Annotated in this window: 25 protein-coding genes, 1 tRNA gene and 1 pseudogene; 9 read left to right on the top strand and 18 right to left on the bottom strand. The window is 66.9% G+C overall.

The features are described from left to right. Nucleotides 1–9: 9 nt before the first annotated feature. From ACFE7F_RS04510 to ACFE7F_RS04540, 7 genes are all read left to right on the top strand, one after another. Nucleotides 10–1,803 (top strand): hypothetical protein, encoded by a 1,794-nt coding sequence (locus ACFE7F_RS04510; protein WP_375402642.1) that lies wholly within the window; start codon nucleotides 10–12, stop codon nucleotides 1,801–1,803. Between the two features lie 101 nt (nucleotides 1,804–1,904). After that, nucleotides 1,905–2,582 (top strand): hypothetical protein, encoded by a 678-nt coding sequence (locus ACFE7F_RS04515; RefSeq protein ID WP_375402643.1) that lies wholly within the window; start codon nucleotides 1,905–1,907, stop codon nucleotides 2,580–2,582. Nucleotides 2,583–2,673: 91 nt separating this feature from the next. Further along, entirely contained in the window at nucleotides 2,674–4,371 is a 1,698-nt protein-coding gene (gene rpsA / locus ACFE7F_RS04520) for a 30S ribosomal protein S1 (protein ID WP_375402644.1), read from the top strand. 65 nt (nucleotides 4,372–4,436) lie between these two features. After that, nucleotides 4,437–4,715 carry an integration host factor subunit beta gene (locus ACFE7F_RS04525; RefSeq protein ID WP_375402645.1) on the top strand — a complete coding sequence of 93 codons (279 nt, stop codon included), beginning with the start codon at nucleotides 4,437–4,439 and terminating at the stop codon, nucleotides 4,713–4,715. A 40-nt stretch (nucleotides 4,716–4,755) separates the two neighbouring features. Continuing rightward, nucleotides 4,756–4,839, top strand: a tRNA-Leu gene (locus ACFE7F_RS04530). Between the two features lie 11 nt (nucleotides 4,840–4,850). Further along, nucleotides 4,851–6,242 carry an ABC transporter substrate-binding protein gene (locus ACFE7F_RS04535; protein WP_375402646.1) on the top strand — a complete coding sequence of 464 codons (1,392 nt, stop codon included), beginning with the start codon at nucleotides 4,851–4,853 and terminating at the stop codon, nucleotides 6,240–6,242. Between the two features lie 6 nt (nucleotides 6,243–6,248). Further along, a complete protein-coding gene (locus tag ACFE7F_RS04540; RefSeq protein ID WP_375402647.1) occupies nucleotides 6,249–6,674 on the top strand; it encodes a DUF4112 domain-containing protein in 426 nt (141 codons plus the stop codon). An 8-nt stretch (nucleotides 6,675–6,682) separates the two neighbouring features. On the opposite strand, the gene ACFE7F_RS04545 is transcribed toward ACFE7F_RS04540, so the two are convergent. The 11 genes from ACFE7F_RS04545 to ACFE7F_RS04595 all read right to left on the bottom strand — a co-directional run bounded on the left by ACFE7F_RS04545 (nucleotide 6,683) and on the right by ACFE7F_RS04595 (nucleotide 14,900). Continuing rightward, nucleotides 6,683–7,153, bottom strand: coding sequence for a hypothetical protein (locus ACFE7F_RS04545; RefSeq protein WP_375402648.1), 471 nt, complete (start codon nucleotides 7,151–7,153; stop codon nucleotides 6,683–6,685). A 31-nt stretch (nucleotides 7,154–7,184) separates the two neighbouring features. Next, nucleotides 7,185–8,033, bottom strand: coding sequence for a carboxylating nicotinate-nucleotide diphosphorylase (nadC, locus tag ACFE7F_RS04550; protein ID WP_375402649.1), 849 nt, complete (start codon nucleotides 8,031–8,033; stop codon nucleotides 7,185–7,187). A gap of 43 nt (nucleotides 8,034–8,076) precedes the next feature. Beyond that, nucleotides 8,077–9,078 (bottom strand): quinolinate synthase NadA, encoded by a 1,002-nt coding sequence (gene nadA / locus ACFE7F_RS04555; protein ID WP_375402650.1) that lies wholly within the window; start codon nucleotides 9,076–9,078, stop codon nucleotides 8,077–8,079. Between the two features lie 82 nt (nucleotides 9,079–9,160). Next, a complete protein-coding gene (locus ACFE7F_RS04560; protein WP_375402651.1) occupies nucleotides 9,161–10,021 on the bottom strand; it encodes an MBL fold metallo-hydrolase in 861 nt (286 codons plus the stop codon). A 60-nt stretch (nucleotides 10,022–10,081) separates the two neighbouring features. Further along, nucleotides 10,082–11,677: a M56 family metallopeptidase gene (locus ACFE7F_RS04565; RefSeq protein ID WP_375402652.1), complete on the bottom strand. Its 1,596-nt coding sequence runs from the start codon at nucleotides 11,675–11,677 to the stop codon at nucleotides 10,082–10,084. Beyond that, nucleotides 11,674–12,042: a BlaI/MecI/CopY family transcriptional regulator gene (locus tag ACFE7F_RS04570; RefSeq protein ID WP_375402653.1), complete on the bottom strand. Its 369-nt coding sequence runs from the start codon at nucleotides 12,040–12,042 to the stop codon at nucleotides 11,674–11,676. The genes ACFE7F_RS04565 and ACFE7F_RS04570 overlap by 4 nt, the downstream gene beginning before the upstream one ends. 88 nt (nucleotides 12,043–12,130) lie before the next feature. Then, a complete protein-coding gene (gene grxD / locus ACFE7F_RS04575) occupies nucleotides 12,131–12,460 on the bottom strand; it encodes a Grx4 family monothiol glutaredoxin (protein WP_375402654.1) in 330 nt (109 codons plus the stop codon). A 5-nt stretch (nucleotides 12,461–12,465) separates the two neighbouring features. Continuing rightward, a complete protein-coding gene (locus tag ACFE7F_RS04580; protein ID WP_375402655.1) occupies nucleotides 12,466–12,702 on the bottom strand; it encodes a BolA/IbaG family iron-sulfur metabolism protein in 237 nt (78 codons plus the stop codon). Beyond that, nucleotides 12,703–13,026, bottom strand: a complete 324-nt coding sequence (locus ACFE7F_RS04585) for a DUF1476 domain-containing protein (protein WP_375402656.1) — start codon at nucleotides 13,024–13,026, stop codon at nucleotides 12,703–12,705. It abuts the gene before it with no gap. Between the two features lie 201 nt (nucleotides 13,027–13,227). Further along, nucleotides 13,228–13,752, bottom strand: coding sequence for a hypothetical protein (locus ACFE7F_RS04590; protein ID WP_375402657.1), 525 nt, complete (start codon nucleotides 13,750–13,752; stop codon nucleotides 13,228–13,230). Nucleotides 13,753–14,306: 554 nt separating this feature from the next. Continuing rightward, nucleotides 14,307–14,900: a TetR/AcrR family transcriptional regulator gene (locus tag ACFE7F_RS04595; protein WP_375402658.1), complete on the bottom strand. Its 594-nt coding sequence runs from the start codon at nucleotides 14,898–14,900 to the stop codon at nucleotides 14,307–14,309. Nucleotides 14,901–15,022: 122 nt separating this feature from the next. Between ACFE7F_RS04595 and ACFE7F_RS04600 the strand changes: the two genes are divergently transcribed. Both ACFE7F_RS04600 and ACFE7F_RS04605 read left to right on the top strand, forming a co-directional pair. Beyond that, the gene (locus ACFE7F_RS04600) at nucleotides 15,023–16,054 is read left to right on the top strand and encodes an NADP-dependent oxidoreductase (protein ID WP_375402659.1); all 1,032 of its coding nucleotides are present in this window, start codon (nucleotides 15,023–15,025) and stop codon (nucleotides 16,052–16,054) included. Nucleotides 16,055–16,159: 105 nt separating this feature from the next. Beyond that, nucleotides 16,160–17,257 (top strand): alpha/beta fold hydrolase, encoded by a 1,098-nt coding sequence (locus ACFE7F_RS04605; protein WP_375402660.1) that lies wholly within the window; start codon nucleotides 16,160–16,162, stop codon nucleotides 17,255–17,257. Nucleotides 17,258–17,394: 137 nt separating this feature from the next. On the opposite strand, the gene ACFE7F_RS04610 is transcribed toward ACFE7F_RS04605, so the two are convergent. From ACFE7F_RS04610 to ACFE7F_RS04640, 7 genes and pseudogenes are all read right to left on the bottom strand, one after another. Beyond that, nucleotides 17,395–18,390 (bottom strand): NADPH:quinone oxidoreductase family protein, encoded by a 996-nt coding sequence (locus ACFE7F_RS04610; RefSeq protein ID WP_375402661.1) that lies wholly within the window; start codon nucleotides 18,388–18,390, stop codon nucleotides 17,395–17,397. Further along, on the bottom strand, nucleotides 18,353–18,982 hold the full coding sequence (gene leuD, locus ACFE7F_RS04615; RefSeq protein WP_375402662.1) for a 3-isopropylmalate dehydratase small subunit: 630 nt from the start codon (nucleotides 18,980–18,982) through the stop codon (nucleotides 18,353–18,355). Before leuD ends, ACFE7F_RS04610 begins: the two co-directional genes overlap by 38 nt. Beyond that, complete coding sequence (locus ACFE7F_RS04620) at nucleotides 18,982–19,830, bottom strand: N-acyl homoserine lactonase family protein (protein ID WP_375402663.1); 849 nt, start codon at nucleotides 19,828–19,830, stop codon at nucleotides 18,982–18,984. Before ACFE7F_RS04620 ends, leuD begins: the two co-directional genes overlap by 1 nt. Next, the gene (gene leuC / locus ACFE7F_RS04625; RefSeq protein ID WP_375402664.1) at nucleotides 19,827–21,266 is read right to left on the bottom strand and encodes a 3-isopropylmalate dehydratase large subunit; all 1,440 of its coding nucleotides are present in this window, start codon (nucleotides 21,264–21,266) and stop codon (nucleotides 19,827–19,829) included. The genes ACFE7F_RS04620 and leuC overlap by 4 nt, the downstream gene beginning before the upstream one ends. A gap of 74 nt (nucleotides 21,267–21,340) precedes the next feature. Further along, the gene (locus tag ACFE7F_RS04630; protein ID WP_375402665.1) at nucleotides 21,341–21,661 is read right to left on the bottom strand and encodes a nucleotidyltransferase domain-containing protein; all 321 of its coding nucleotides are present in this window, start codon (nucleotides 21,659–21,661) and stop codon (nucleotides 21,341–21,343) included. After that, nucleotides 21,642–22,067, bottom strand: coding sequence for a nucleotidyltransferase substrate binding protein (locus ACFE7F_RS04635; protein WP_375402666.1), 426 nt, complete (start codon nucleotides 22,065–22,067; stop codon nucleotides 21,642–21,644). The genes ACFE7F_RS04630 and ACFE7F_RS04635 overlap by 20 nt, the downstream gene beginning before the upstream one ends. Further along, nucleotides 22,067–22,196: pseudogene (locus ACFE7F_RS04640) on the bottom strand (succinyl-CoA--3-ketoacid-CoA transferase); the annotation flags it as partial. The gene ACFE7F_RS04635 and the pseudogene ACFE7F_RS04640, both read right to left, overlap by 1 nt.

A 22,196-nucleotide genomic window follows, 5' to 3' on the forward strand; every position in this document is an offset into this window, starting at 1 on the left:
AGAGTACGGATGGCGACGATCAACGGAACTGAAGGCGCGGACACGCTGGCGGGTACAAGCGCCAACGACATGTTGAACGGTTTGGGCGGAAACGATTTACTCGAGGGTGGCGGCGGATCCGACAGGTTCGACGGCGGCGCGGGTGCCGACACGATGGTCGGCTCCGGCACTTTCTTCGTTGATGATTCAGGTGATGTTATCCGCAGCGACTCTGTCGGTAGCACAGTTATCGCATCCGCCAATTTCTCGACGCCTCAACAAGTGCAGGCGGGCCGCATCGTAAATATTAGCGCCGCGCCGGGCACCGCCGCCATCAACCTGACGGGCGGGTTCGGGCCGGAGACGCTGACGGGCAACGATGGCCCTAACGTGATCGACTCGGGACCGCTGCTCGCTCAGGGGCGCGACTCGGCGTACGGCCTGGGTGGCGACGACACTTACATCGTTTATGACACTGCGAACTTTGTGTTTGAGGATGCGGATCGAGGTTTTGATACCGTGCTCGTCGCCATCAGTCCGGAAATCAGCCAGCGGGAGTATTCGCTGATCGAGTTCCGAGGACGGACGGGCGACATGCAATCGATCGAGCTGCTCGCAATGGCCGATCCGACGGGGACCGAGGCGTTCCGCTTAGCCGGAAACCGGATCAACCAGACAATTGTCGGCAACGCCGGTGCCAACGTACTCGCAGGCAACGGCGGCCAGGATACTCTTGTCGGCCTTGGCGGTGACGACACCTATGATGTGCAAAATACCGGCGTCGTCGTTCGCGAGAGTCCGGGTGAGGGGTTTGATACGATATTCGTTTCGTCGGTCGAGCAGACCTACGTGCTGTCCGCTGGCACTTCGATCGAGGCGATGACCCTGGCGGGGGGCTTCAACGTCAATGCGATCGGCAACGAGCTATCGCAGCGGATCACCGGGACCGCAGGGAACAACATACTGAACGGCGGCGGCGGTTCGGACACCTTGGTCGGCCTGGGCGGGGATGACACTTACCTCGTGCGCGGGCCGGGCGACTTTGTAATCGAAGCGAACGGCGAGGGTGCCGACATCGTCTACACCACCGTCAGCTACAACCTCGGCGAGAACGAGGTCGAGGCGCTATCGACCGTCGACAACTCCACGACCGACGCGATCGATCTGATCGGCAATTTCGTCAGCCAGACGATCGTGGGAAACTACGGCCGCAACATCCTGAACGGCGGCTCGGGCGCGGACACGCTGATCGGCCTGCGCGGCGATGACCTGTATGCGGTCGGCGACAGCCGCATCATCATCCGCGAGGCCGCCGGCGAGGGCGCGGACACGGTCGTCACCAGTGTCTCCTACGCGCTCGGTGCAGGCGTGTCGGTGGAGGTGCTCGCCGCGCAAGACCGGGCGGGAACCGCGGGCCTCGCGCTCACCGGCAACGAGCTCGGCCAGACGCTGGCGGGCACCTCGGGCGCGGACACGCTCGACGGCGCGGGCGGGGCGGACCTGCTGATCGGCGGCGCGGGGGCGGACCGGTTCAGCTTCACGAGCGCACTCGGGGCCGGCAACGTCGACGCGGTCACGGATTTCGGAACCGGCGACCGGATCGGCCTGTCGTCGGCGATCTTCGGCGCGGTCGGCACCGCCCTCGATCCGGGCGAGTTCGTCGTCGGTACGGCGGCCGGCGACGCCGACGATCGTATCGTCTACGACGCCGCCAACGGCCGGCTGTTCTACGACGCGGACGGCAACGGCTCAGGCATCGCCGTCCTGTTCGCGCTGCTCACCCCCGGCACCGCGCTGACCAGCACGGGCTTCGACATGATCTGAAAGGCTATGCGCGGGGTCGGGACGACGTTCGGTTTGCGTTGTAATTGGGCTTGAAGAAAACCGCTGTCCTACAAGCTCCGGCCCATGCCATCGTTCCCGCTATGTCCAATCCCGATTCGCCCGAACCGCCCGACGGCCTGCTCCTCTTCACCCCCGTCCCGACCGCCTATTGCGGCGCGAACGGGTGGTCGTCGGAGGTGCAGCGCGCCTTCGTCGCCGCGCTCGCGCGGTGCGGGGTGGTCGCGGCCGCCGCGCGGTCGGTCGGGCGTTCGCCCTCGTCGGCCTATCAGCTCCGCCGCCGCGCTGGCGTGGACGGCAACTTCACGCGCGCCTGGGACGAAGCGCAGGCGCGCGGGAGCGAGCAGGCGATGGGCAAAAGCATGGCCGGCGGCATGGCGGTGCGCAGGACCGAAATGTTCCACCGGGACCGTTCCGTCGGCTGGCGGACCAGCTACGACAATTGCCTCGCCTATGCCGCGCTGCGCGCGCTCGATCGGTACAACTTGCAAAAGACCGCTGACGTCGAGACGCAAGAAAGTTGCTGGGCGCCGCAACGGAATTACCGAACGGGCGTGACCTTCGTTACCTTACGCCGCCGTTGCCCGCCTTGCTCCTTCGCCGCCGTTCGGCTAAGCGGGGATCGTTCGGCGGGCGGTGCTCGCGGAGGTCGGCGCGGAGACTCGTTCTCACGCGCCCTTTTCGCATATGATGCGGCTTGCTCCTCCAACCGCGCCACCCTCCCCGGACGCCGCGCCGGCACGGGGTCGTCGCGGCGGTGACCAGGCCAAGACCACCGGACTCAACCGGTTGGCCGGAACATATCTCGAGGACTGACAGCTCTTTATGGCGACCCAAGCTCCGGCTCAAGTGATGCCCACCCGCGACGATTTCTCTGCGATGCTCGACGACATGTTCGGCGGTGCCGACAGCTTCGAGGGCCGCGTCGTCCACGGCACCGTGACCGCGATCGAGAATGATCTCGCCGTCATCGATGTCGGGCTCAAGTCGGAGGGCCGCGTGCCGCTGCGCGAGTTCGCCGCGCCGGGCCAGAAGGCCGATCTGAAGGTCGGCGACGAGGTCGAGGTCTATGTCGACCGCGTCGAGAACATGCACGGCGAGGCCATGCTCAGCCGCGACCGCGCCCGCCGCGAGGCCGCCTGGGACAAGCTGGAGACCGAGTTCGCCAAGCAGGCCCGCGTCGAGGGCGTGATCTTCGGCCGCGTGAAGGGCGGCTTCACCGTCGACCTGTCGGGCGCCGTCGCGTTCCTGCCCGGCAGCCAGGTCGACATCCGCCCCGTGCGCGACGTCACCCCGCTGATGGACCTGCCCCAGCCGTTCCAGATCCTCAAGATGGACCGCAAGCGCGGCAACATCGTCGTCTCGCGTCGCGCCATCCTCGAGGAGACCCGCGCCGAGCAGCGCACCGGCCTGATCCAGTCGCTCGCCGAGGGCCAGATCATCGAGGGCGTGGTCAAGAACATCACCGATTACGGCGCGTTCGTCGATTTGGGCGGCATCGACGGCCTGCTCCACGTCACCGACCTCAGCTACAAGCGCGTCCAGCACCCGTCCGAGGTGCTGAATATCGGCGACACCGTCCGCGTCCAGATCATCCGGATCAACAAGGATACGCAGCGGATCTCGCTGGGCATGAAGCAGCTCGAGAGCGATCCGTGGGACGCCGCGTCGGTCAAGTATCCGATCGGCGCGAAGCTGACGGGCCGCGTGACCAACATCACCGAATACGGCGCGTTCGTTGAGCTGGAGGCGGGCATCGAGGGCCTGGTCCATGTCTCCGAAATGAGCTGGACCAAGAAGAACGTCCATCCGGGCAAGATCGTGTCAACCAGCCAGGAAGTCGACGTGATCGTGCTCGAGGTCGACGGCGAGAAGCGTCGCATCTCGCTCGGCCTGAAGCAGGCGCAGAACAACCCCTGGGACGCCTTCTCCGCCGCGCACCCGGTCGGCTCGACCATCGAGGGCGAGGTCAAGAACTCGACCGAGTTCGGGCTGTTCATCGGTCTCGACGGCGATGTCGACGGCATGGTCCACATGTCGGACATCGCCTGGGGCGTGTCGGGCGAGGACGCGCTCAACCTCCACCGCAAGGGCGAGATCGTTCAGGCGGTGGTGCTCGACATCGATCCCGAGAAGGAGCGCATCTCACTCGGCATGAAGCAGCTGGAGCGCGGCGCTCCGGTCGCGGGCGGTGCGGCGGCGACCCCGGGGTCCGGGCTCAACAAGAACCAGGTCGTGACCGTGACGGTGCTGGAGGTCCGCGACCCGGGCCTCGAGGTGCAGGTCGGCGATGACGGCGTGACGGGCTTCATCAAGCGCATCGATCTCGGCCGCGACCGCGACGAGCAGCGCCCCGAGCGCTTCCAGGTCGGCCAGAAGCTCGACGCCATGGTGACGGGCTTCGACCGCTCCAAGAAGCCGACCTTCTCCGTCAAGGCGATGCAGATCTCCGAGGAGAAGCAGGCGGTGGCGCAGTACGGCTCGTCCGATTCGGGCGCGTCGCTGGGCGACATCCTGGGTGCGGCGCTCAAGGCGCGCGACAACAACTAAGGGAGGAACGGGCCGGGGCTATATGCGCCCCGGCCCGCGTCGACCGAGCTTGAGGGGGCTCCAAGATGATAAGGTCGGAATTGGTCGATCGGTTGTGCGAACATCATCCCGACCTGTCGGGGCGCGAGATCGAGGCGATCATCGGCTGCTTCTTCGATACGATCTCCGCGCGCCTCGCGGCCAACGGCCGGGTCGAGCTGCGCGGCTTCGGTGCATTCTCCACCCGCGCCCGCGATGCCCGCACCGGCCGCAACCCGCGCACGGGCGAGCATGTCGATGTCGGCGCCAAGCGCGTGCCCTACTTCAAACCCGGCAAGGAAATGCGCGCCCGCCTCAACGTGTGAGTTGATTTCACGAGCCTGATGGGCTTGTCCCCGGGCGTGGGCGGACGTGGCGAAATCGGTAGACGCTGCCGACTTAAAATCGGTTTCCTTTGGAGTGCGGGTTCAAGTCCCGCCGTCCGCACCACCCTTCTGGCCATGACACTGCTCGGCTGCGATCGCCCCGCCGATACCGGCCCGGTGATCGTCAGCGCGGTGACGGGCGAAACCGCTCCGGGCGTAGCCGCTCCGTCAATCCGCCTGCTCGCGGACGCGACCGAACAGGGGCTGGTCCGCTTCGACGCGGCGGGCCGGATCGAGCCCGGCTTGGCCGAGCGCTGGATCGTCATGGACCAGGGCACCAGCTACATCTTCCGCCTGCGCAAGGCCGAATGGCCGAACGACGCTCCCGTCACCGCGGCCCAGGTCGCGGCCGCGCTCACCCGTCGACTGACCGCCCGCGGCAACCCGCTCGGCCCGTTCCTGACCGCGGTGGACGAAGTGGTCGCGATGACCCCGCAAGTGCTGGAGGTCAGGCTCAAAAGCCAGCGCCCCGACCTGCTTAAACTGTTCGCCCAGCCCGAGATGGCCGTCGTCCGCGCGCGGCTGGGCGGCACCGGTCCGATGCGACTGATCGACGACGATCCGTACTTGCTGCTCCGCCCGGCGACCGACCCTGCCCAGGCCGATCTGGCGAACCCGGCCGACATCCGGCCCGAGGACGACGTACACCTGATTCCCGAACGCGGCGCGCTTGCCGTCGCGCGCTTCGCGGCCGGCCGGTCGACACTGTTAGTGGGCGGCACGGCGGCGGACTGGCCACTACTCGCCCGTGCTGGAGTGCGGCCTGCGGACATACGCGTCGATTCGGCCGTTGGTTTGTTCGGTCTGGCGGTCGTATCACGGGAAGGCTTCCTCGCCGATCCGGCGAACAGGACGGCGGTGTCGCAGGCGCTCGACCGGGCCGCGATCACCGCCGCCCTGGCACCTGGATGGGAGCCGGTGGACCGCGTACTTCCCGAGGCGCTCGATAGCGCATCCTCCCCGACCGTGCCCGCCTGGACGGTACTGACGATTGATCAGCGCATCATTGCCGCCCGCGCCCGGGTAGCAGCCCTGGCCGACACGCCGGTGCGGCTGCGGATCGCGCTTCCCGCTGGTCCCGGCGGAACGCTCCTGTACGGCCGCATCGCCGCGTCGCTTCTCGCGGTCGGCCTCGTGCCCGAACGGGTCCGATGGTCGGATCCGGCCGACCTGCGGCTCATCGACGAGGTCGCGCCTTACGATAGCGCGCGCTGGTATCTCGCCAGCGCGTGCCGGCCGTGCGGCGCGGAGGCGAGCGCCGCGCTGATCGCCGCGCGCGATGCGCCCGACATGGCGTCGCGGGCGCGAGAGATAGCTGCGGCGGACCGATTGGTCGACGCCGACGCGGCGTTCATCCCGATCGCTCGGCCGCTCCGCTGGTCGCTGGTCTCGCCCCGGTTGGATCAGTGGCGACCCAATTCCCGCGCCTGGCATCCGTTGAACCGGCTGCGCACGGGGGCTAGATAGTTCTCTATGGACAGCCGTGTCGATACCACCATCTTCGACCGGCTGCCGCTCGGTCGCGACCCCGCCTCGGTTCGCGTCCGGATCGAGACGATGGAACGCCTGCTCGAGCGGCTGTTCGTCGTGCCGGGCATCAATCGTCCGATCGGGCTCGACACGCTGATCGGTTTCGTGCCGATCGTTGGCGATCTCGCCGGGGCGGGGCTTGGCGCCTGGATGGTGTGGGAGGCGCGGAATCTGGGACTGTCCAAATTCAGGCTTGCACGCATGGCGGGCAATGTGGGTCTGGACACGGTGATCGGACTGGTGCCGTTCGTGGGCGACGTCGCGGACTTCCTGTTCAGATCGAACACCCGCAACCTGCGCATGCTCAAGCGCCACCTCGACAAGCACCATCCCGCGACCGCTGTATTCGAGGGCCGGGCTGGGCACTGATCAGCTATTCAGATCGGTTGCCGTTCGGCCTCATCCGACTCGCCGAACCATGCCCGGGAGGAAGGTGCGAACAGTGCGGCCGTGGCGAGCACCATCAGAATTGCGGCCGTGGCGGCAGCACTATGCGACAACGGATGCAGCGTACGACCGAGTGCGAGACCGCCGAGCAGGATGGCGAGCTGCGCGCCGCTCAGCAGCGCGGTCAGAACGGTCAGCCACCGGCCCGCCCTGTTCGCCCGCCGCGCCACCAAAAACCAGACCATCACCGTCCAGGCTATCGTGATCGTGACGCCGGCCAGTTGCGTCCAGTCGGCGACGACCGCGCCGAATGGGTTCGCGCGCAACGCCGGGTCCTCTGCAAACCGTGCCCGAATGCTGTTCTGGACGCGGTCCCAGGAAAGATAGGCGGCGATCAGCGACAGCAATGCTGATATCCACCACATCCGCTCGAACCGGACGATCGACGGCGGCTTGTGCATACGGTCCCTCCACTGCCCCGTGGTGGCGCGGTCAGACTGTGAAGTCGAGGCCGATGTCGGCAGCCGGGGCCGATTGGGTCAGCCGCCCGACTGAGATGAACGTCACCCCCGTCTCCGCAATCTCGCGAACCGTCGCGAGCGTTACGCCCCCCGACGCCTCGGTCGGAACACGCCCGCCCACCGTCGCCACGGCCTCGCGCAGCACCGGCATTGGCATGTTGTCGAGGAGCAGGTGCGTCGCGCCCGCCTCCAACGCGGGGGCGATCTGGTCGATGCGGTCGACCTCGACGATGATGTCGGCGATGCCGGCGGAGCGGGCGCGGCGGACCGCTTCGGCGACGCCGCCTGCGACCGCGACGTGGTTGTCCTTGATCATCGCCGCATCCCACAGTCCCATGCGGTGATTGCGCGCGCCGCCGGTGCGGGTCGCATATTTCTCGAGTGCGCGCAGGCCTGGGATCGTCTTGCGCGTGTCGAGCAGAACCACGCCGGTGCCCGCGATCGCATCGACATAGGTGGCGGTCAGCGTGGCGATCCCAGACAGATGCTGCACCGTGTTCAGCGCCGACCGCTCGGCGGTGAGCATCGCGCGCGCGCGGCCGTGAAACTTGAGCAAGATAGTGCCAGCCCCCACGCGCGCACCGTCCTGGATGGTACGCTCGATGCGGATATCCGGATCAAGGTGGTGAAAAAAGGCTTCGGCTAACGAGAGGCCCGCGACCGTTATTGCATCGCGATTGTCCATGACGCCGTCGAACATAGCATCAGCCGGAATGACCGCGGCCGAGGTGATGTCGCCCACATCGCCCAGATCCTCGGCAAGAGTCGCGCGGACGAAATGGTCTAAGTCGAAATTGGGGATGGTCGGACGATCATTCATCGTCGTCTGCTCGCACGAACGCGGTGCTGTCGAACAGCCCCAATCAGTCGCCGGTTACCCACACGGGGCCCAGATCACCCTGCCCCACCGTGTTGCTCGCCATCGTTAGCATCGCGTCCAGGCTCTTCTTGGCGCGAAGTCGCAAGCCCTCCTCGATCTCGATCCGCGGCTCCAGATCGCGGAGCGCGATATAGAGCTTCTCCATGTTGTTCAGCGCCATGTACGGGCAGATGTTGCAGTTGCAGTTCCCGTCCGCGCCTGGCGCGCCGATGAAGCGCTTGTTCGGCATCGAGCGCTGCATTTGGTGGATGATGTGCGGCTCGGTCGCGACGATCAGCGTGTCGCCCGGCATCGCGTTGGCGTATTCCAGGATACCGCGTGTCGAGCCGACATAGTCGGCGTGGTCGAGGATGATCGCGGGGCATTCGGGATGCGCCGCCACCGGCGCCCCCGAATGCTCCGCCTGCAGCTTCATCAGCTCGGTCTCGCTGAAAGCTTCATGGACGATGCACACGCCCGGCCAGAGCAGCATCTCGCGCCCTGTCTTACGGACGAGGTAGCCGCCCAGATTGCGATCGGGACCGAAGATGATCGGCTGGTCGAGCGGGATCTGCGACAGGATCTTCTCGGCCGAAGACGAGGTGACGATCACGTCGGACAGCGCCTTCACCTCGGTCGAGCAATTGATGTAGGTGAGCGCGATGTGATCCGGATGCGCTGCGCGAAACGCGGCGAACTGATCGGGCGGACACGAATCCTCCAGCGAACAGCCGGCATCCATGTCGGGCAGCACGACGATCTTGTCCGGCGACAGGATCTTGGCGGTCTGCGCCATGAAGCGCACGCCGCAAAAAGCGATCACGTCCGCATCGGTCTCAGCCGCGCGGCGGCTGAGGTCGAGGCTGTCGCCTACGAAGTCCGCCAGATCCTGAAGCTCAGACTTTTGGTAGTAGTGGGCTAAGATCACCGCGTTGCGCTCGGTGCGCAGGCGATCGATCTCGGCGCGGAGGTCGACGCCGGTAAGGTTCAGACTAGGAGCGGTCATCGATATCTCCGGCGTGGCCTATGGCGCCAAGCATAAGTTGATATAGTGCCGATTGCCCGTCCGTCCCAGAACCCCTCTGGCCTTATCCGCCGAGCCCGCGCCAGACTGTTCCCTCCAGCCCGACCCGGCCGCGTCGCTCCAGATCGATCAGATGCGCCAGCACCGATCGCTCGGCGGCAGGGAGCAGCCGTGGATCGAGGCCGGCATACATGCGGCGCGTCATGGCGGGAACGGCGCCCGGCTCCTCACCGAGCAGGCGCAGGATTTGCCCCTCGCGTTGCTTGCGGTGGCCGAGAAGGCCGCGGACCCAGCGGCGGGGATTATCGACCTGCTCGCCGTGACCGGGATAGTAGACGCAGTCCTCGCGGGAGAGCAGCAACTCCAGGCTCGACATGTATGCGGCCATGTCGCCGTCAGGCGGTGACACTATGCTGGTCGACCAGCCCATGACGTGATCGCCCGAGAAGAGCGCGCCTGTTTCCTCGAGCGCGAAGGCGAGGTGGTTCGATGTGTGGCCGGGGGTCGCGAGCGCTCGAAGCGTCCAACTTTCCCCGATGACCGCCTCGCCGTCGGCGAGGATACGCGCGGGAACGTAGTCGTGGTCGAAGGCGGCGTCGGCGCGCGGATCATCCCCGCCGACATGGACCGGAGCCGCACCGACGATCGGCGCGCCCGTTGCCGCGGCCAACGAGCGCGAGGCGGGGCTGTGGTCGCGATGATGGTGGGTGACGAGGATCGCCGACACCGGGCGGCCGCCGATCGCGCGGAGAAGCGCGTCCAGATGCTCCGGTTCATCCGGCCCGGGATCGATTACGGCAAGCTCTCGCGAGCCGACGATATGGCACTGCGTACCGGTATGCGTGAAGGGCGACGGGTTGGGAGCGAGGACCCGGGCGACGAGTGGTTCGAGCCGTATTGCGATGCCGGTCGGAGGTGCGGACATGGGCAGGCTCTGATGGGTCGAGGAACCTATGGCAACTCCCCCCACCGCGATGCGACCGGCCTAGTCGGACTTGGACAGGCCGTCCTCGATTTCGCGAATTCCTTGCTCGATACCGCCCCGGGCGCGACGTTTCTGCTCGCCGGAAAGCTGGGGATTGGCGTCCACCGCCGCCCGTGCGCCGCGAAGGCCGGAGAGCGCGCTTTCGAGCGCATCGCGTTCGATTTGCCCTGCATCGATGATGGCTCGAGAGGCGTGGTCGGCGACCTGCTCGATCCGATCGGTACAGATGATCGTCACGCGCTTGCCGCCTTGCGTCTCGTGCCGGACCAGCGCGCGATCACCCCGCCCGCAACTCGCCTCGCGTACCTCGGGGATCGCGGCGAGATCCAGCTCCCGGCCGTGGCCGGTATGCACGATGCGCCGAGCTGCTTGGCCCTTACGAGTGCGAACGATCGTCACCTGCCGGTCGCCGTAGATGTTGGGTATCGGCGGTACGGGCGGGACCGGCGGCATCGGCGGGACAGGCGGCACGGGCGAGGTTGCGGGCAGCGGCGGCATGGGCGGCACCGGCGGGATGATCGATACGGCGGGCGGCGTGGCAGGAAGGGCTTGCGCGAGCACCAAGCCCGGGTGCGCGAGCGCGACTGGAGGCACGGGCGGCGCAGGTAGGCGCAGCGCCGTCCAGTCGATTTCCGCAGACGCCAGATCGACGCCAACCGTCTCGCCGATGCTGTCCCGCGTAACCGCCGCTGCGCGGCCCCCGGAAGCCGTCAGCGCAAGTGTGGCGGTCGCGGTGAGCGCGACGGCGGCGATCCCCATCCGGACACGGCGGGGCGATGCGGGTGCGGCCTTCAACATGCGGATGCGTCCTTTCAGGTCGGCGATGGAGTGGAGGTGACAGGCGACGGTGTGACCGCTTCCACCCACCGCCTTGACGATGGCGCGGGCGTAGGCATGGACCGCGGCCGGGTCGCGTCCGGCCAGGACACGCGCGTCGTTCGCCATTTCCTGGTCGGCGCGGAATGCGCGGTGCGCGATCCATGCCAGCGGGTTCCACCAATGGATCGCCAGCACCGCCAGCGCGATCCAATTGGCGAGCAGGTCGCCGCGCGCATGATGGCCGAGCTCGTGCGCCAGCGCGAGCGAGCGCTCGTCGGCGTCATAGCGCGAATGGAAATCGGTGGGGACCGCGATCCGCGGCGATAGCACACCGAACGCGATCGGACCGGGCGCGGCCTCGCTCGCCACGACGACGACGCGGCCGACGATGGTCAGAAGTTCGTGATCATGCAGGATATTCGCGCGGAAGCCGGCATACCGGAGCGCATGCCACATGAGAAAGCCGACCGCGCCCGCTATCCACATCAATGGTACGACCGCCTGCCACGACGCGGTCGGACCGACGGGCACCGTGTCGAGAGCGGGCGTAACGGCAAGCACCAGCTCGCCCATCCGCGTAATCGGCGCGGACGGCGCGATCCATTCGGCGGGGATCTCGGCGGGGATCGGCGGCAGCATCAGCCGTGCGGCCGGTAGCGCCCACAGGCCGTAGGCGACGGTCGGACCGAACAGGCGACGGACGGGCCCGCGTAGCAGGAGCACCATCGCCATCAGCAGCGCGGAGGCGAGCGCCGCGTCGATCACCCAGCCGATCACTTCCGCAGGTCCCGAAGCAGCGCCCCGATCTCCGCGATGTCGGCATCGGTCAACTGGTCGCGTTCGGCGAGGTGGGCGACGAGCGGGCTGACCTTGCCGCCGAACAGCCTGTCCATCAACCGCCGCGACTCGCCCGCGACATAGTCGCCGCGCGCGACCCTGGGGCGATATAAATAGCGGCGACCGTCTTCCTGCGCCGAGATCGCCGTCTTGCCCAGCAGACGGCCCAGCAATGTCTTGACGGTGTTGGCGCTCCAGCCGCGGGCGGGATCGACCCGCTCGACAACCTCCTGAGCGGTAAGCGGCGACTCGTCCCAGAGCACCTCCATGACGACGTGCTCGGCATCGCTGATCCGTTCGGCCACCTGCTCACTCCGTCACTGACTACAACCGTGGTTACAGCCGATGACTCGCGTAGTCAAGAATGGTCGCCAGAACCCCTCGATCCCGACATCAGGTCGAGGAGGCGCCCTCCTTCTCGAACAACTCCTTCAGTTCGCCCGACTCGTACATCTCCATCATGATGTCCGAACCGCCGACGAACTCGCCGCCGACATAGAGCTGGGGGATGGTCGGCCAGTCGCTATAGGCCTTGATGCCCTGACGGACGCCCTGGTCCTGAAGCACGTCGACGGTATCGAAATCGACGTTCAGATGCTGGAGGATGGCGACCGCGCGACTGGAAAAGCCGCATTGCGGGAACAGCGCGGTGCCCTTCATGAACAGGACGACGGGGTTCGCCTTCACGAGCGCGTCGATGCGGGTCTGGTCGGGATCAGTCATGGGCATCAGTCCTTGGGGACGGAGGTGGTCAGCTGCAGCGCATGTAGGGTGGTGCCCATGCGCTCGCCAAGGGCGGCGTAGACCGCGCGCGTCTGCTGGACGCGGGTAAGGCCGGCGAAGCTGGCGGCGACGACGCGCGCGGCATAATGGTCGCCGTCGCCGGCCAGGTCGGTGATCTCGACCTGCGCGTCGGGGATCGCGGCGACGATCATGGCCTCGATGTCGGACGCGGCCATAGGCATTCAGCGCGCCTCCAACAGCTGGCGGCGTGCCTCGACCAGCCGCTCGTCCAGGGCGCGGTGGACGGCGTCGTCATCGACCTCGACGCCCGCCGCCGCCAGATCGCCGATCAGCTTGCGCGCGACGTCGTCGTCCCCCGCCTCCTCGAAATCGGCCTGGACGACCGACTTGGCGTAGCTGTCCGCCTCCGCAGGGGTGAGCTGCATCAGCCCCGCCGCCCACTGCGCGGCGAGCCGATTACGGCGCGCCATGATGCGGAACTCCATTTCCCCGTCACGCGCGAACTTCGCCTCGTGCGCACGCTCGCGATCGTCAAAGATGGTCATCGTGGGTCAGGCTCCCGTGTCGTCACGTCGGAGATAGGCGGGGCGGCGGAGGGGAGCAATGGGAACGGCATCGCCCGGCCTGTCGCGGCGAGAAGGCAACGCTAGGTAACACCAAGAAGACTGCGCGGTCGTTCGCGGCGAGCCGCCCGACATCGACGATTTTTACACGTAACGCGGTCCGCGCGCCTCGCGTCAGACGTATCAACTCTCCGACTCCGGGATGGCCCCGCTGGGCGACGTGACGCACATGTCGCGCCCGTTCGGCAATTCCGTTGCGTCGCCGAGCAACTTAGTTGCGTCGACACCCTGCCTCGCCCACGCCAAGTCCTGGTGGTCGAGCGCGCGCAGGGCGGCGTAGGCGAGGCGATTGTCGTAGGACGTACGCCAGCCGACATGGCGGCCGCGGTGGAAGACCTCCGTGCGGCGCGCGGTCATGCCGCCCGCCATGCTGGCATCGAGCGCCTCCTCGCTCCCGCGCCGCTGCGCCTCGTTCCAGGCGCGGGCGAAGCCGCTATCCTCGCCCGCCCGAGCGCGGAGGCGGTAGGCCGAACGCGGGTTGCGCCCCACCGACCGCGCGGCGGCGGCGACCACGCCCGTGCGCGCGAGCGCCCCGACAAAGGCGCGCTGCACCGCCGACGACCACCCGTTCGCGCCGCGATAGGCGGTCCGGACGGGGGCGAAAAGGAGGAGGTCGTCGGGTGGTTCGGTTTGGTCAAGTCTAGACATAACGAGAACGTTGGCACGATTGGGGGTTTGTAGGAAAGAGGTTTTTTGTGACTAGTATTAGGCTGCTTTGCGCCGCTCTCGGACGCTGAACCTAGACTTGGACGGTCTCGAGAGTGGACATTCTGACCCGCGTTTCTGCCCGAGTCCGCACGGCGGAAAAGTCCGGGTCGGGAAAGCGTGTCAAAACCGACCGAGACTGTTGAAAAACTCGGGCGGCGACAGATAATTGCGCTTTCTCGTATGCTTTGAACACCGCAACTATTCGTAGGGAGATATTCGTGCGCTGATCCCGCGTGAGAAGTAATATTGTAATGAATGCCGTAGAAGGACCGACTTTTTCAACAGTCTCGACCGGTTTTGACATCAGCAGCGACTAACCGTCTGCAGTCGACAACCTGCAATTCTCCTCGTCCTGCTCGATCTCGACCCGGAACGTGCCAATGGAATTGTCGGGACCGCGATCCTTAGCCTCTCCGTGGAGGATGGAAGTTGGTTTGATTACCGAAGCATCGTACGTGGCGCTGATAAGCGGGATGGGTTCGTCCCCCGCAGGCTCATTCCGGCTGACTGAGCAAACCGGACACCAGCAGCGTGAGGCTCCGCACGACCTGCTTGGATGCTTCCTTCGGGTCATCAGCGCCGGCTATCCAGAGCGTGCCGCCCAACGCCGCGCCGCTGACAAGCCGCGCCGTCGCATCGACGTCAATCGGCCGGATTGTGCCTTCTTCCACCATCAGCTCCAGGCTGCGCTTTGTGGTTCGGATGCATGCCATCTGGCTGGGCCACCGGGACGGATCGCCGAGCACGGCGGGGCCGTCGAGCAACACGATGCGCTGAATCTCCGGTTCGAGCGACATTTCCATATAGGCCTCCAGTTCGTCGAGAAAGCCCCGCCAGCGCGTCTCCGCCCGGTCGGCGATCGCGTTGAGCCTTTCGGTCATTTCGTCGTCGATCTGCGCGATCACGGCTGCCAGCAGCCCCGGCTTGCCGCCGAAATGATGATATAGCGCGCCCCGCGTCAGCCCGGCCTCGGCCGTCAGATCCTCCATCGCGCTGTCCGCATAGCCCTTCGCCGCGAACTCCCGCCGGGCGGCTGCGATGAGCTTCGCCCGTGTCTCCGCTATCATGTCCGTGCGCTTGCGCACCATGGCCCTCTCCGAGTTCTACATGCACAATGTATGTTAGTTGACATTCAGGATGTATGTATCGATATAGCTCACATACACTCCGCATGCAAAATTGACTTGCGTGCGGCGAACAGGAGATGATCGTGGTCGAATTCCGAAATCAACAGGTCGTCCTAGCGTCTCGTCCCGACGGGGACTTGCGACCGGCGGACCTTCGACTGGAGGATGCCGCGGTGCCGGTGCCCGGCGACGGCGAGGTCCTGCTGGAGACGATCTTTCTGTCGATCGATCCGTATCAGCGCTTCTGGATGCGGCTGGAGAAATCCTACTACGAACCCATCGAAATCGGCCAGGTGATCGTCGGCGGCACCGTGTCCCGCGTGCGAGTGTCGCGCCATCCCGATTGGCGGGTGGGCGAGTGGATCCTGGGCTGGTCCGGCTGGCGGCGCTTCGCCGTGTCGGACGGGAGCGGCCTTCGTCGGATCGATGCGGGAATCGCCCCTCCCTCCACCGCCCTGGGCGTTCTGGGGATGACGGGCTTCACCGCTTATACGGGGCTGCGCAACATCGGCAAGCCAAAGCCGGGCGAGACCGTGGTGGTCGCGGCCGCGAGCGGCGCGGTCGGCTCCGCCGTCGGCCAGATCGCGCGTATCGGCGGCGCGCGGTCCGTTGGCATCACGACGGGCGAGGAGAAGCTCGCTTATGTGCGGGACGAGCTGGGCTTCGACGCCGTCGTCGACTACAAGGCGCCCGACTTCGCCGAAGCGCTGGCGGCCGCCTGCCCGGACGGGATCGATGTTTACTTCGAGCTCGTCGGTGGACCGGTCTGGGATGCGGTGCTGCCGCTGCTGAACACGGGCGCCCGCGTGCCGCTTTGCGGCCTGATCGCGCAATATGAGGTCCATGGTGCCGACGCGAACAGCACCGATCGCCTTCCAAACACGATGGCTCAGATCATGGGCAAGAGCGTGACGATGCGCGGCTTCATCCAGACCGAGTTCGCCGACGAGCAGATGGCCGACTTCTTGGCGGATGCCGCACGCTGGGTTGCCGAGGGCAAGCTCAAGTATCGCGAGCACGTCATGCAGGGGCTCGAAACGGCCCCCGACGCGCTAATTGCGCAGCTCAAGGGGCAGAACTTCGGCAAGATGGTGGTGCAGGTCGGCGATCCCTGACCTTTGTTGCGGCAAGCGGGCTTCGACTAACTAGTCCCCGCTCGCTCGGGAACCGGATACTGCCCACTCGTGCGGCGGAACGACCATTCAACCAGAGGCGACGTAATGCGACCAACGATCCCCGACGCGGCCAGCACTGGTCAAGCTCCCTCGCGGCGCGAACTGCTCGGCGGGTCGATCCTGCTCGGCATGAGCCTTGGCCTGTCACCCGCGCTGGCAGTCGCGCAAGGGGCGGACGCCCGATTCCCGATACGTCGGTCGCAGGTGCGGGCGAACGGGGAAATGTTCCACGTCATTGAACAAGGCAGCGGACCGGCCGTGCTGTTCTGCCACGGTTTCCCTGAGATCGCCGAAACGTGGCGCGGCCAGATGCAGGCGGTGGCGGAAGCGGGCTACCGCGCGGTGGCGCTCGACATGCGAGGCTACGGGCAAAGCTACGCCCCCGCCGACCCGAGCCTCTATACCTCCCTCCACATCGTCGGCGACCTGGTGGGCGTGCTCAACGCGCTCAAGATCGAGACCGCCGTCATCGTCGGTCATGACTGGGGCGCGGAGCACGCCCAGCGCGCCATTTTGTTACGTCCGGATCGCTTCCGCGCGCTGGTCAGCATGGTCATACCGATCGCGCCGCGCGGCGAGATCAGCTACAATGACGAGATGCGCAAAGCGGGTCTGGCGAACCGCTTTTACGCGTTCGACATGATCAAGCCGAGTTCCGACGCGCGTTTCGCGCCTGCCGTGCGGACGATCCCGAGCATCTTCTACTGGCTTTCCGGCAGCCCGCCGACGGGCACGGGGTGGCACCCGAACTATCCGGCGCGCAATATGCTGCGGCCGTCCCCCGTCGCGGTACCGAGTTGGGCGGACCGGGACTATATGCGGCTCGCCATCCGCGCCTTCGAGAAGACCGGGTTTCATGGCGGCCTTAACTATTACCGCGCCGAGCAGGCCACGTTCGATCTCACTCCGGCGTTGAAGGGAGCGGTGATCCGGCAGCCTAGCCTTTACATCTATGGCGCGGAGGACGGCCTCTCCGCCGCCTTCCATCCTACGCCGCCAACGCTCGCCGACTCCCGCATCCAAGCGCCCGGTCTGGTGGACGTGATCCGCCTTGAGAAGGCGGGCCATTGGGTCCAGCATGAGGCTGCCGACCGAATTAACGCTGAGCTGATCAAGTTTTTGGCCATGATTGACCGCCGCTAGCCCGGGTGGCTGGCCGGTGTCTCAACCGAACGGTCGTGACACTGGCCGTTTGGGTCCGCTTACCACGCGAGCCCACCCGGATGCCGCCGTTCCGCTTACGACCTACGGCGCTCGCCAAAGACGTGCGGACCCGCCCCTCACATTTTCACCACCAATTTTCCGATCGCGCCCCGGCTCGCCATCTTGGCGATGGCGTCGCCGCCGCGTTCGAGCGGGAAGGTCTCGGTCACGCGGGGGTTGATGCGGCCTTGTTCCCACAAGCGGAACAAATGGTCGATGTGGGCCTGGTTCGCGGCCGGATCGCGCGCGGCGAAGGCACCCCAGAAGACGCCGCAGACGTCGCAGCTTTTGAGGAGCGTCAGATTGAGCGGGAGCTTCGGGATGCCGGCGGGGAAACCCACGACCAGATAGCGCCCTTCCCAGGCGATCGACCGGAGCGCGGGTTCGGCATAGTCGCCGCCTACGGGATCGTAGACCACGTCCGCGCCGTTCTTGCCCACCGCCGCCTTGAACTGCTCGGCGAGCGCCTTGGACTGATCCTTGTCGAACGGCGCGCGGGCGTAGACGATCGTGTCGTCGGCCCCGGCCTGCCTCGCGGCCTCGGCCTTCTCCTCGGTGGAGACGGCGGCGACCACGCGAGCGCCGAACGCCTTGCCGAGCTCGATCGCGGCAAGGCCGACGCCACCGGCCGCACCCAGCACGAGCAGCGTCTGGCCCTCCTTCAGGTGACCGCGGTCGAGGAGCGCGTGGATGGTGGTGCCGTATGTCAGGACGAGCGAAGCGCCCTCGGCAAAGCTGCGGCCCTCGGGCAGGCGGAACATGCGGGTCGGGTCGATCGCGATCTTCTCGACCAGGCCGCCATTGCCGATCGTGCCCATGATGCGGTCGCCGACGCTCCAGCCCGCTACCCCGTCGCCGACACTCTCGACGACGCCGGCGATCTCGCCGCCCGGCGCGAAAGGGCGCGGCGGTTTGAACTGATACTTGTCCTCAATGATGAGGACGTCGGGGTAGTTGATCGCGCAGGCCTTGACCGCGACGACGACCTGGCCGGGGCCTGCGGTGGGATCGGGGAGCTCGGTCAGCTCCAGCGTGTCAGGTCCGCCGACCGCCTTCGACAGCAACGCCCGCATGTGCACCCACTCCCGTCAGCCAGGGGCGATGCTCGGCGACCATCCCCTCGAACCTGGTTATCTCGGCATCCCTTGCCAGCGTCAGGCCGATCTCGTCCAGTCCCTCCATCAGGCAGCGGCGACGGAACGGGTCGAGTTGGAAGGCGAAGCGATTCTGGTAGGGCGTGGTGACGGTCATCGTCTCCAGGTCGACCGTGATCGGCTGGTCGCGTGCGACCTCAAGCAGGCGGTCGACGGCCGCCTGGGGCAGGACGACGGGGACGATCCCGTTCTTGACCGCGTTGCCGGAGAAGATGTCGGAGAAGGAGGGCGCGATCACCGCGCGAAGCCCCATGTCGAGGAGCGCCCAGGCGGCATGCTCGCGGCTCGACCCGCAGCCGAAATTGTCGCCGGCGATCAGGATCGGCGCGCCGGCATGGGCGGGATCGTCGAACACGTTGCCCGGCCGGGCGCGGACGGTCTCGAACGCGCCGCGGCCCAGCCCCGCCCGGCTGATCGTCTTGAGCCACCGGGCGGGGATGATGACGTCGGTGTCGATGTTGGCCGCGCCGTACGGGTAGGCGCGGCCCTCGACGCGGACGACGGAGCGCATCAGTCCGCGGCCGCCGGGAAGGGAGGGAGCTTGGCGACGTCGCGCGGGTCGTGCTGGATGATCACGGTCGCCTTCAGGTTGCGCGCCATGGTCTTGAACCGGTCGAGCGAGGCGATCGTATCGGCGCGGTTGGTGTTGAAGCTCGGGAGCCCGCCCGTGTCGTAATTCTCCTGGAAATGCGCGAGGTCGCCGGTCAGGAGCACCGGTCCCCTGCCCTTGAGCTTGACGAGCAGCGAATGGTGGCCGGGCGTGTGGCCGGGCGTGTCGAGCATGACGACGCTGCCATCGCCGAACACGTCCAGGTCGCCCCGCACCTGCTCGACCTTGCCGCCGCCCGAGATCCAGTGCGCGACCGGCACGGGGTCGGGCGCGCCGAAGCCGGTGGCGGCGGGCGTGGCGGTCAGCGCGGCCCAGTCACCCTGCCCGATCAGCAGCGTCGCGCCGGGAAAGTCGCGCGTTTGGCCGATATGGTCGCCGTGATGGTGGCTGATCCCGAGGCGCGCCACCTGCGCGGGCGCGACCCCGAGAGCGCGGAGCTGTTCGACGACCGTGGACCGCATCGCGATCGGCGACTTCGGGTCGGTCTTGGTCGCGGCCGGATAGCCGGTGTCCCATAGCATCAGATCGTCGCCGTGGCGGATCAGGTAGCAGCTGGCGACCAGCGATTTTTTCACGCCCTCATAGGCGCTGGTGTCCGAGAAGATCGCGACGTCGCGCGGCTCCTTGGTCGCTCCGCAATCGAGGCGGGTCAGCGTTACCCGGGCGGGCGGCTCCTGCCCGCCCGCGGCGAACGCGGCCACCCCGCTGCCGACGCATCCCAGAACCAACGCCGTCAAAGCACGCTTCATGTCCGTCCCCCCATCAAATCCCGTACGTCGCTCAATCGCCCGGTCACCGCCGCCGCCGCCGCCATGGCGGGCGAGAGCAGGTGCGTACGGCTGCCCGGCCCCTGCCGCCCGACGAAATTGCGATTGGACGTCGACGCGCAGCGCTCGCCCGGCGGCACCTTGTCCGGGTTCATCGCCAGGCACATCGAGCAACCGGGCTCGCGCCACTCGAAACCGGCGGCGGTGAAAATGCGGTCGAGGCCCTCCGCTTCCGCCTGGCGCTTCACTAAGCCCGAGCCGGGAACGACGAGCGCGCGGACGCCGTCCGCGACGCGGCGACCATCCGCGACGAGGGCGGCGGCGCGCAGATCCTCGATGCGGCTGTTGGTGCAGGAACCGATAAAGACCTGGGTGACGCTAACATCCTGCATCCGCTCGCCGGGCGTAAGGCCCATATAAGCGAGCGAAGCGCGGGCGGCGGCGCGCTTGGCGGGATCGGCGAAGGCGTCCGGATCGGGGACGACGCCCGTGATCGGCACGACGTCCTCCGGGCTGGTGCCCCAGGTGAGCGCGGGCGCGATGTCGGTCGCCTCGAGGCGGACGGACTTGTCGTACGCCGCGCCCGCGTCGCTCGGCAGCGTGCGCCACCAGGCGACCGCCTCCTCCCACGCCGCGCCGCTCGGGGCCATGGGACGGTCCCGCAGGTAGGCGTAAGTCGTGTCATCCGGGGCGACGAGTCCGGCGCGCGCGCCCGCTTCGATCGACATGTTGGCGATCGTCAGGCGGCCCTCGACCGACAGCGCGCGGATCGTGTCGCCGGTGAACTCGATGACGTGACCCGTGCCGCCCGCCGCGCCGATCCGGCCGATTACAGCGAGGATCACATCCTTTGCCGACACGCCGTATCCGAGCGCGCCGTCGACGCGCACTTCCATCGTCCGCGAGGGCTGGAGTAGCAGCGTCTGGGTGGCGAGCACGTGCTCGACCTCCGACGTGCCGATCCCGAAGGCGAGGCTGCCTAACGCTCCGTGCGCCGAAGTGTGGCTGTCGCCGCAGACCAGCGTCGTGCCGGGGAGCGTGAAGCCCTGTTCGGGGCCGACGACATGGACGATCCCCTGATCGGCGGACAATGCGTCGATATAGGGCACGCCGAATGCGGCGACGTTGGTCCGCAGCGCGGCGAGCTGAGCGGCGGAGTCCTGGTCGGCGATGGCGAGCGCGCGGCCCTGCCTGTCGACCCGCGGCGTGGTGGGCAGGTTGTGGTCGGGAACGGCGAGCGTCAAGTCGGGGCGACGGACCCGGCGGCCGGTGGCGCGCAGGCCTTCGAACGCCTGCGGACTCGTCACCTCATGAACGAGGTGGCGATCGACATAGAGCAGGCAAGTGCCGTCGTCCCGCCGCTCGACGACGTGCGCGTCCCAGATCTTCTCATAGAGTGTGCGCGGGCGGTTGGTCATTCCGAGGCGGTGTTAACCACGGTTGCGGCGCGACGGCTAGTGCGCGCCGCCGGCGGCAGCATTTGCGACAAAGATCATGCCGGGGCATCCGCGGCGGTGAAAAACGGCACGGCCCATCTATCGACCTGACGCTTGAAGGCCGGATCGCGTATTTCGTCGTAAACGGTCAGATTCCAGAAGATGCTCAGGTCGCTGTCCATCAGATCAAGATCGATGCGGCCGATCAGGTCGGGCGAGGTTACTCCATAGAAGGCCAGATCCACATCGGACCCCGGACGCGCCCGATCCTGCGCGCGCGAACCATAAACGGCGGCCGACCGGAAATCGCTCGCATGGTGAGTTAAAACGTCGCGCAGCACGTCGCGCTGCATGGGGCTAAGGTCGATCGTGCTCATCGACTTCCGGCCCCAACGTACGCTCCAGATCCTCGAGAAGTTCGAGATGCTGGTCCGCTATCTCGCGAGTGATGCGTTCAAACGCGGTCGGATCATACTCGTGCGCCATCTGGTTGCGGGATCGTTGCGCCTTGATCCATCCGTCGCCGTCCTTGATCAATCCGGTTTCGTTGGCGGCCCGTATCACATCCGCCGGTACCATGATCTTGGTGCCGTAAGCGGCATCGATCAGGTAATCGCGCATGACCTTCCACCCAAGTTCCCACGTATATTCGAAACGCTGGATCAGGCCTTCCCGCTCCAACATGGATAATTGTCCGGCGCGCAATGCGACGACGGCCTCGCGCAAGAGCGACAGCGCGCGACGGTAGTTCCCGAACCGCTGCTTCCACCGGGTAATCGCCATCAGCCTTCATACCGCGCGGTCGTCTTGGCCGCCACCTCGTCGGCGGGCACGCCGGGAGCGAGCTCGGCCAGCCTGAACGGCGATTGGTGGTCGGGACGGCTGAACACGGCCAGGTCCGTCACAACCATG

The sequence above is a fragment of the uncultured Sphingomonas sp. genome (genome assembly GCF_964235535.1).
Classification (GTDB): domain Bacteria; phylum Pseudomonadota; class Alphaproteobacteria; order Sphingomonadales; family Sphingomonadaceae; genus Sphingomonas.

Coding starts and splice junctions, on each gene's coding strand:
- ACFE7F_RS04635 (WP_375402666.1), bottom strand. CDS start 22,067: ATGGCGATTACCCGGTGGAAGCAGCGGTTCGGGAACTACCGTCGCGCG.
- ACFE7F_RS04630 (WP_375402665.1), bottom strand. CDS start 21,661: ATGAGCACGATCGACCTTAGCCCCATGCAGCGCGACGTGCTGCGCGAC.
- ACFE7F_RS04595 (WP_375402658.1), bottom strand. CDS start 14,900: ATGGTGCGCAAGCGCACGGACATGATAGCGGAGACACGGGCGAAGCTC.
- ACFE7F_RS04510 (WP_375402642.1), top strand. CDS start 10: ATGGCGACGATCAACGGAACTGAAGGCGCGGACACGCTGGCGGGTACA.
- nadA (WP_375402650.1), bottom strand. CDS start 9,078: ATGACCGCTCCTAGTCTGAACCTTACCGGCGTCGACCTCCGCGCCGAG.
- ACFE7F_RS04585 (WP_375402656.1), bottom strand. CDS start 13,026: ATGACCATCTTTGACGATCGCGAGCGTGCGCACGAGGCGAAGTTCGCG.
- ACFE7F_RS04540 (WP_375402647.1), top strand. CDS start 6,249: ATGGACAGCCGTGTCGATACCACCATCTTCGACCGGCTGCCGCTCGGT.
- ACFE7F_RS04515 (WP_375402643.1), top strand. CDS start 1,905: ATGTCCAATCCCGATTCGCCCGAACCGCCCGACGGCCTGCTCCTCTTC.
- leuC (WP_375402664.1), bottom strand. CDS start 21,266: ATGACCAACCGCCCGCGCACACTCTATGAGAAGATCTGGGACGCGCAC.
- ACFE7F_RS04590 (WP_375402657.1), bottom strand. CDS start 13,752: ATGTCTAGACTTGACCAAACCGAACCACCCGACGACCTCCTCCTTTTC.
- grxD (WP_375402654.1), bottom strand. CDS start 12,460: ATGACTGATCCCGACCAGACCCGCATCGACGCGCTCGTGAAGGCGAAC.
- ACFE7F_RS04610 (WP_375402661.1), bottom strand. CDS start 18,390: ATGCGGGCGTTGCTGTCGAAGGCGGTCGGCGGACCTGACACGCTGGAG.
- ACFE7F_RS04525 (WP_375402645.1), top strand. CDS start 4,437: ATGATAAGGTCGGAATTGGTCGATCGGTTGTGCGAACATCATCCCGAC.
- ACFE7F_RS04620 (WP_375402663.1), bottom strand. CDS start 19,830: ATGAAGCGTGCTTTGACGGCGTTGGTTCTGGGATGCGTCGGCAGCGGG.
- ACFE7F_RS04580 (WP_375402655.1), bottom strand. CDS start 12,702: ATGCCTATGGCCGCGTCCGACATCGAGGCCATGATCGTCGCCGCGATC.
- ACFE7F_RS04560 (WP_375402651.1), bottom strand. CDS start 10,021: ATGTCCGCACCTCCGACCGGCATCGCAATACGGCTCGAACCACTCGTC.
- ACFE7F_RS04535 (WP_375402646.1), top strand. CDS start 4,851: ATGACACTGCTCGGCTGCGATCGCCCCGCCGATACCGGCCCGGTGATC.
- nadC (WP_375402649.1), bottom strand. CDS start 8,033: ATGAATGATCGTCCGACCATCCCCAATTTCGACTTAGACCATTTCGTC.
- leuD (WP_375402662.1), bottom strand. CDS start 18,982: ATGCGCTCCGTCGTCCGCGTCGAGGGCCGCGCCTACCCGTACGGCGCG.
- ACFE7F_RS04605 (WP_375402660.1), top strand. CDS start 16,160: ATGCGACCAACGATCCCCGACGCGGCCAGCACTGGTCAAGCTCCCTCG.
- ACFE7F_RS04545 (WP_375402648.1), bottom strand. CDS start 7,153: ATGCACAAGCCGCCGTCGATCGTCCGGTTCGAGCGGATGTGGTGGATA.
- rpsA (WP_375402644.1), top strand. CDS start 2,674: ATGCCCACCCGCGACGATTTCTCTGCGATGCTCGACGACATGTTCGGC.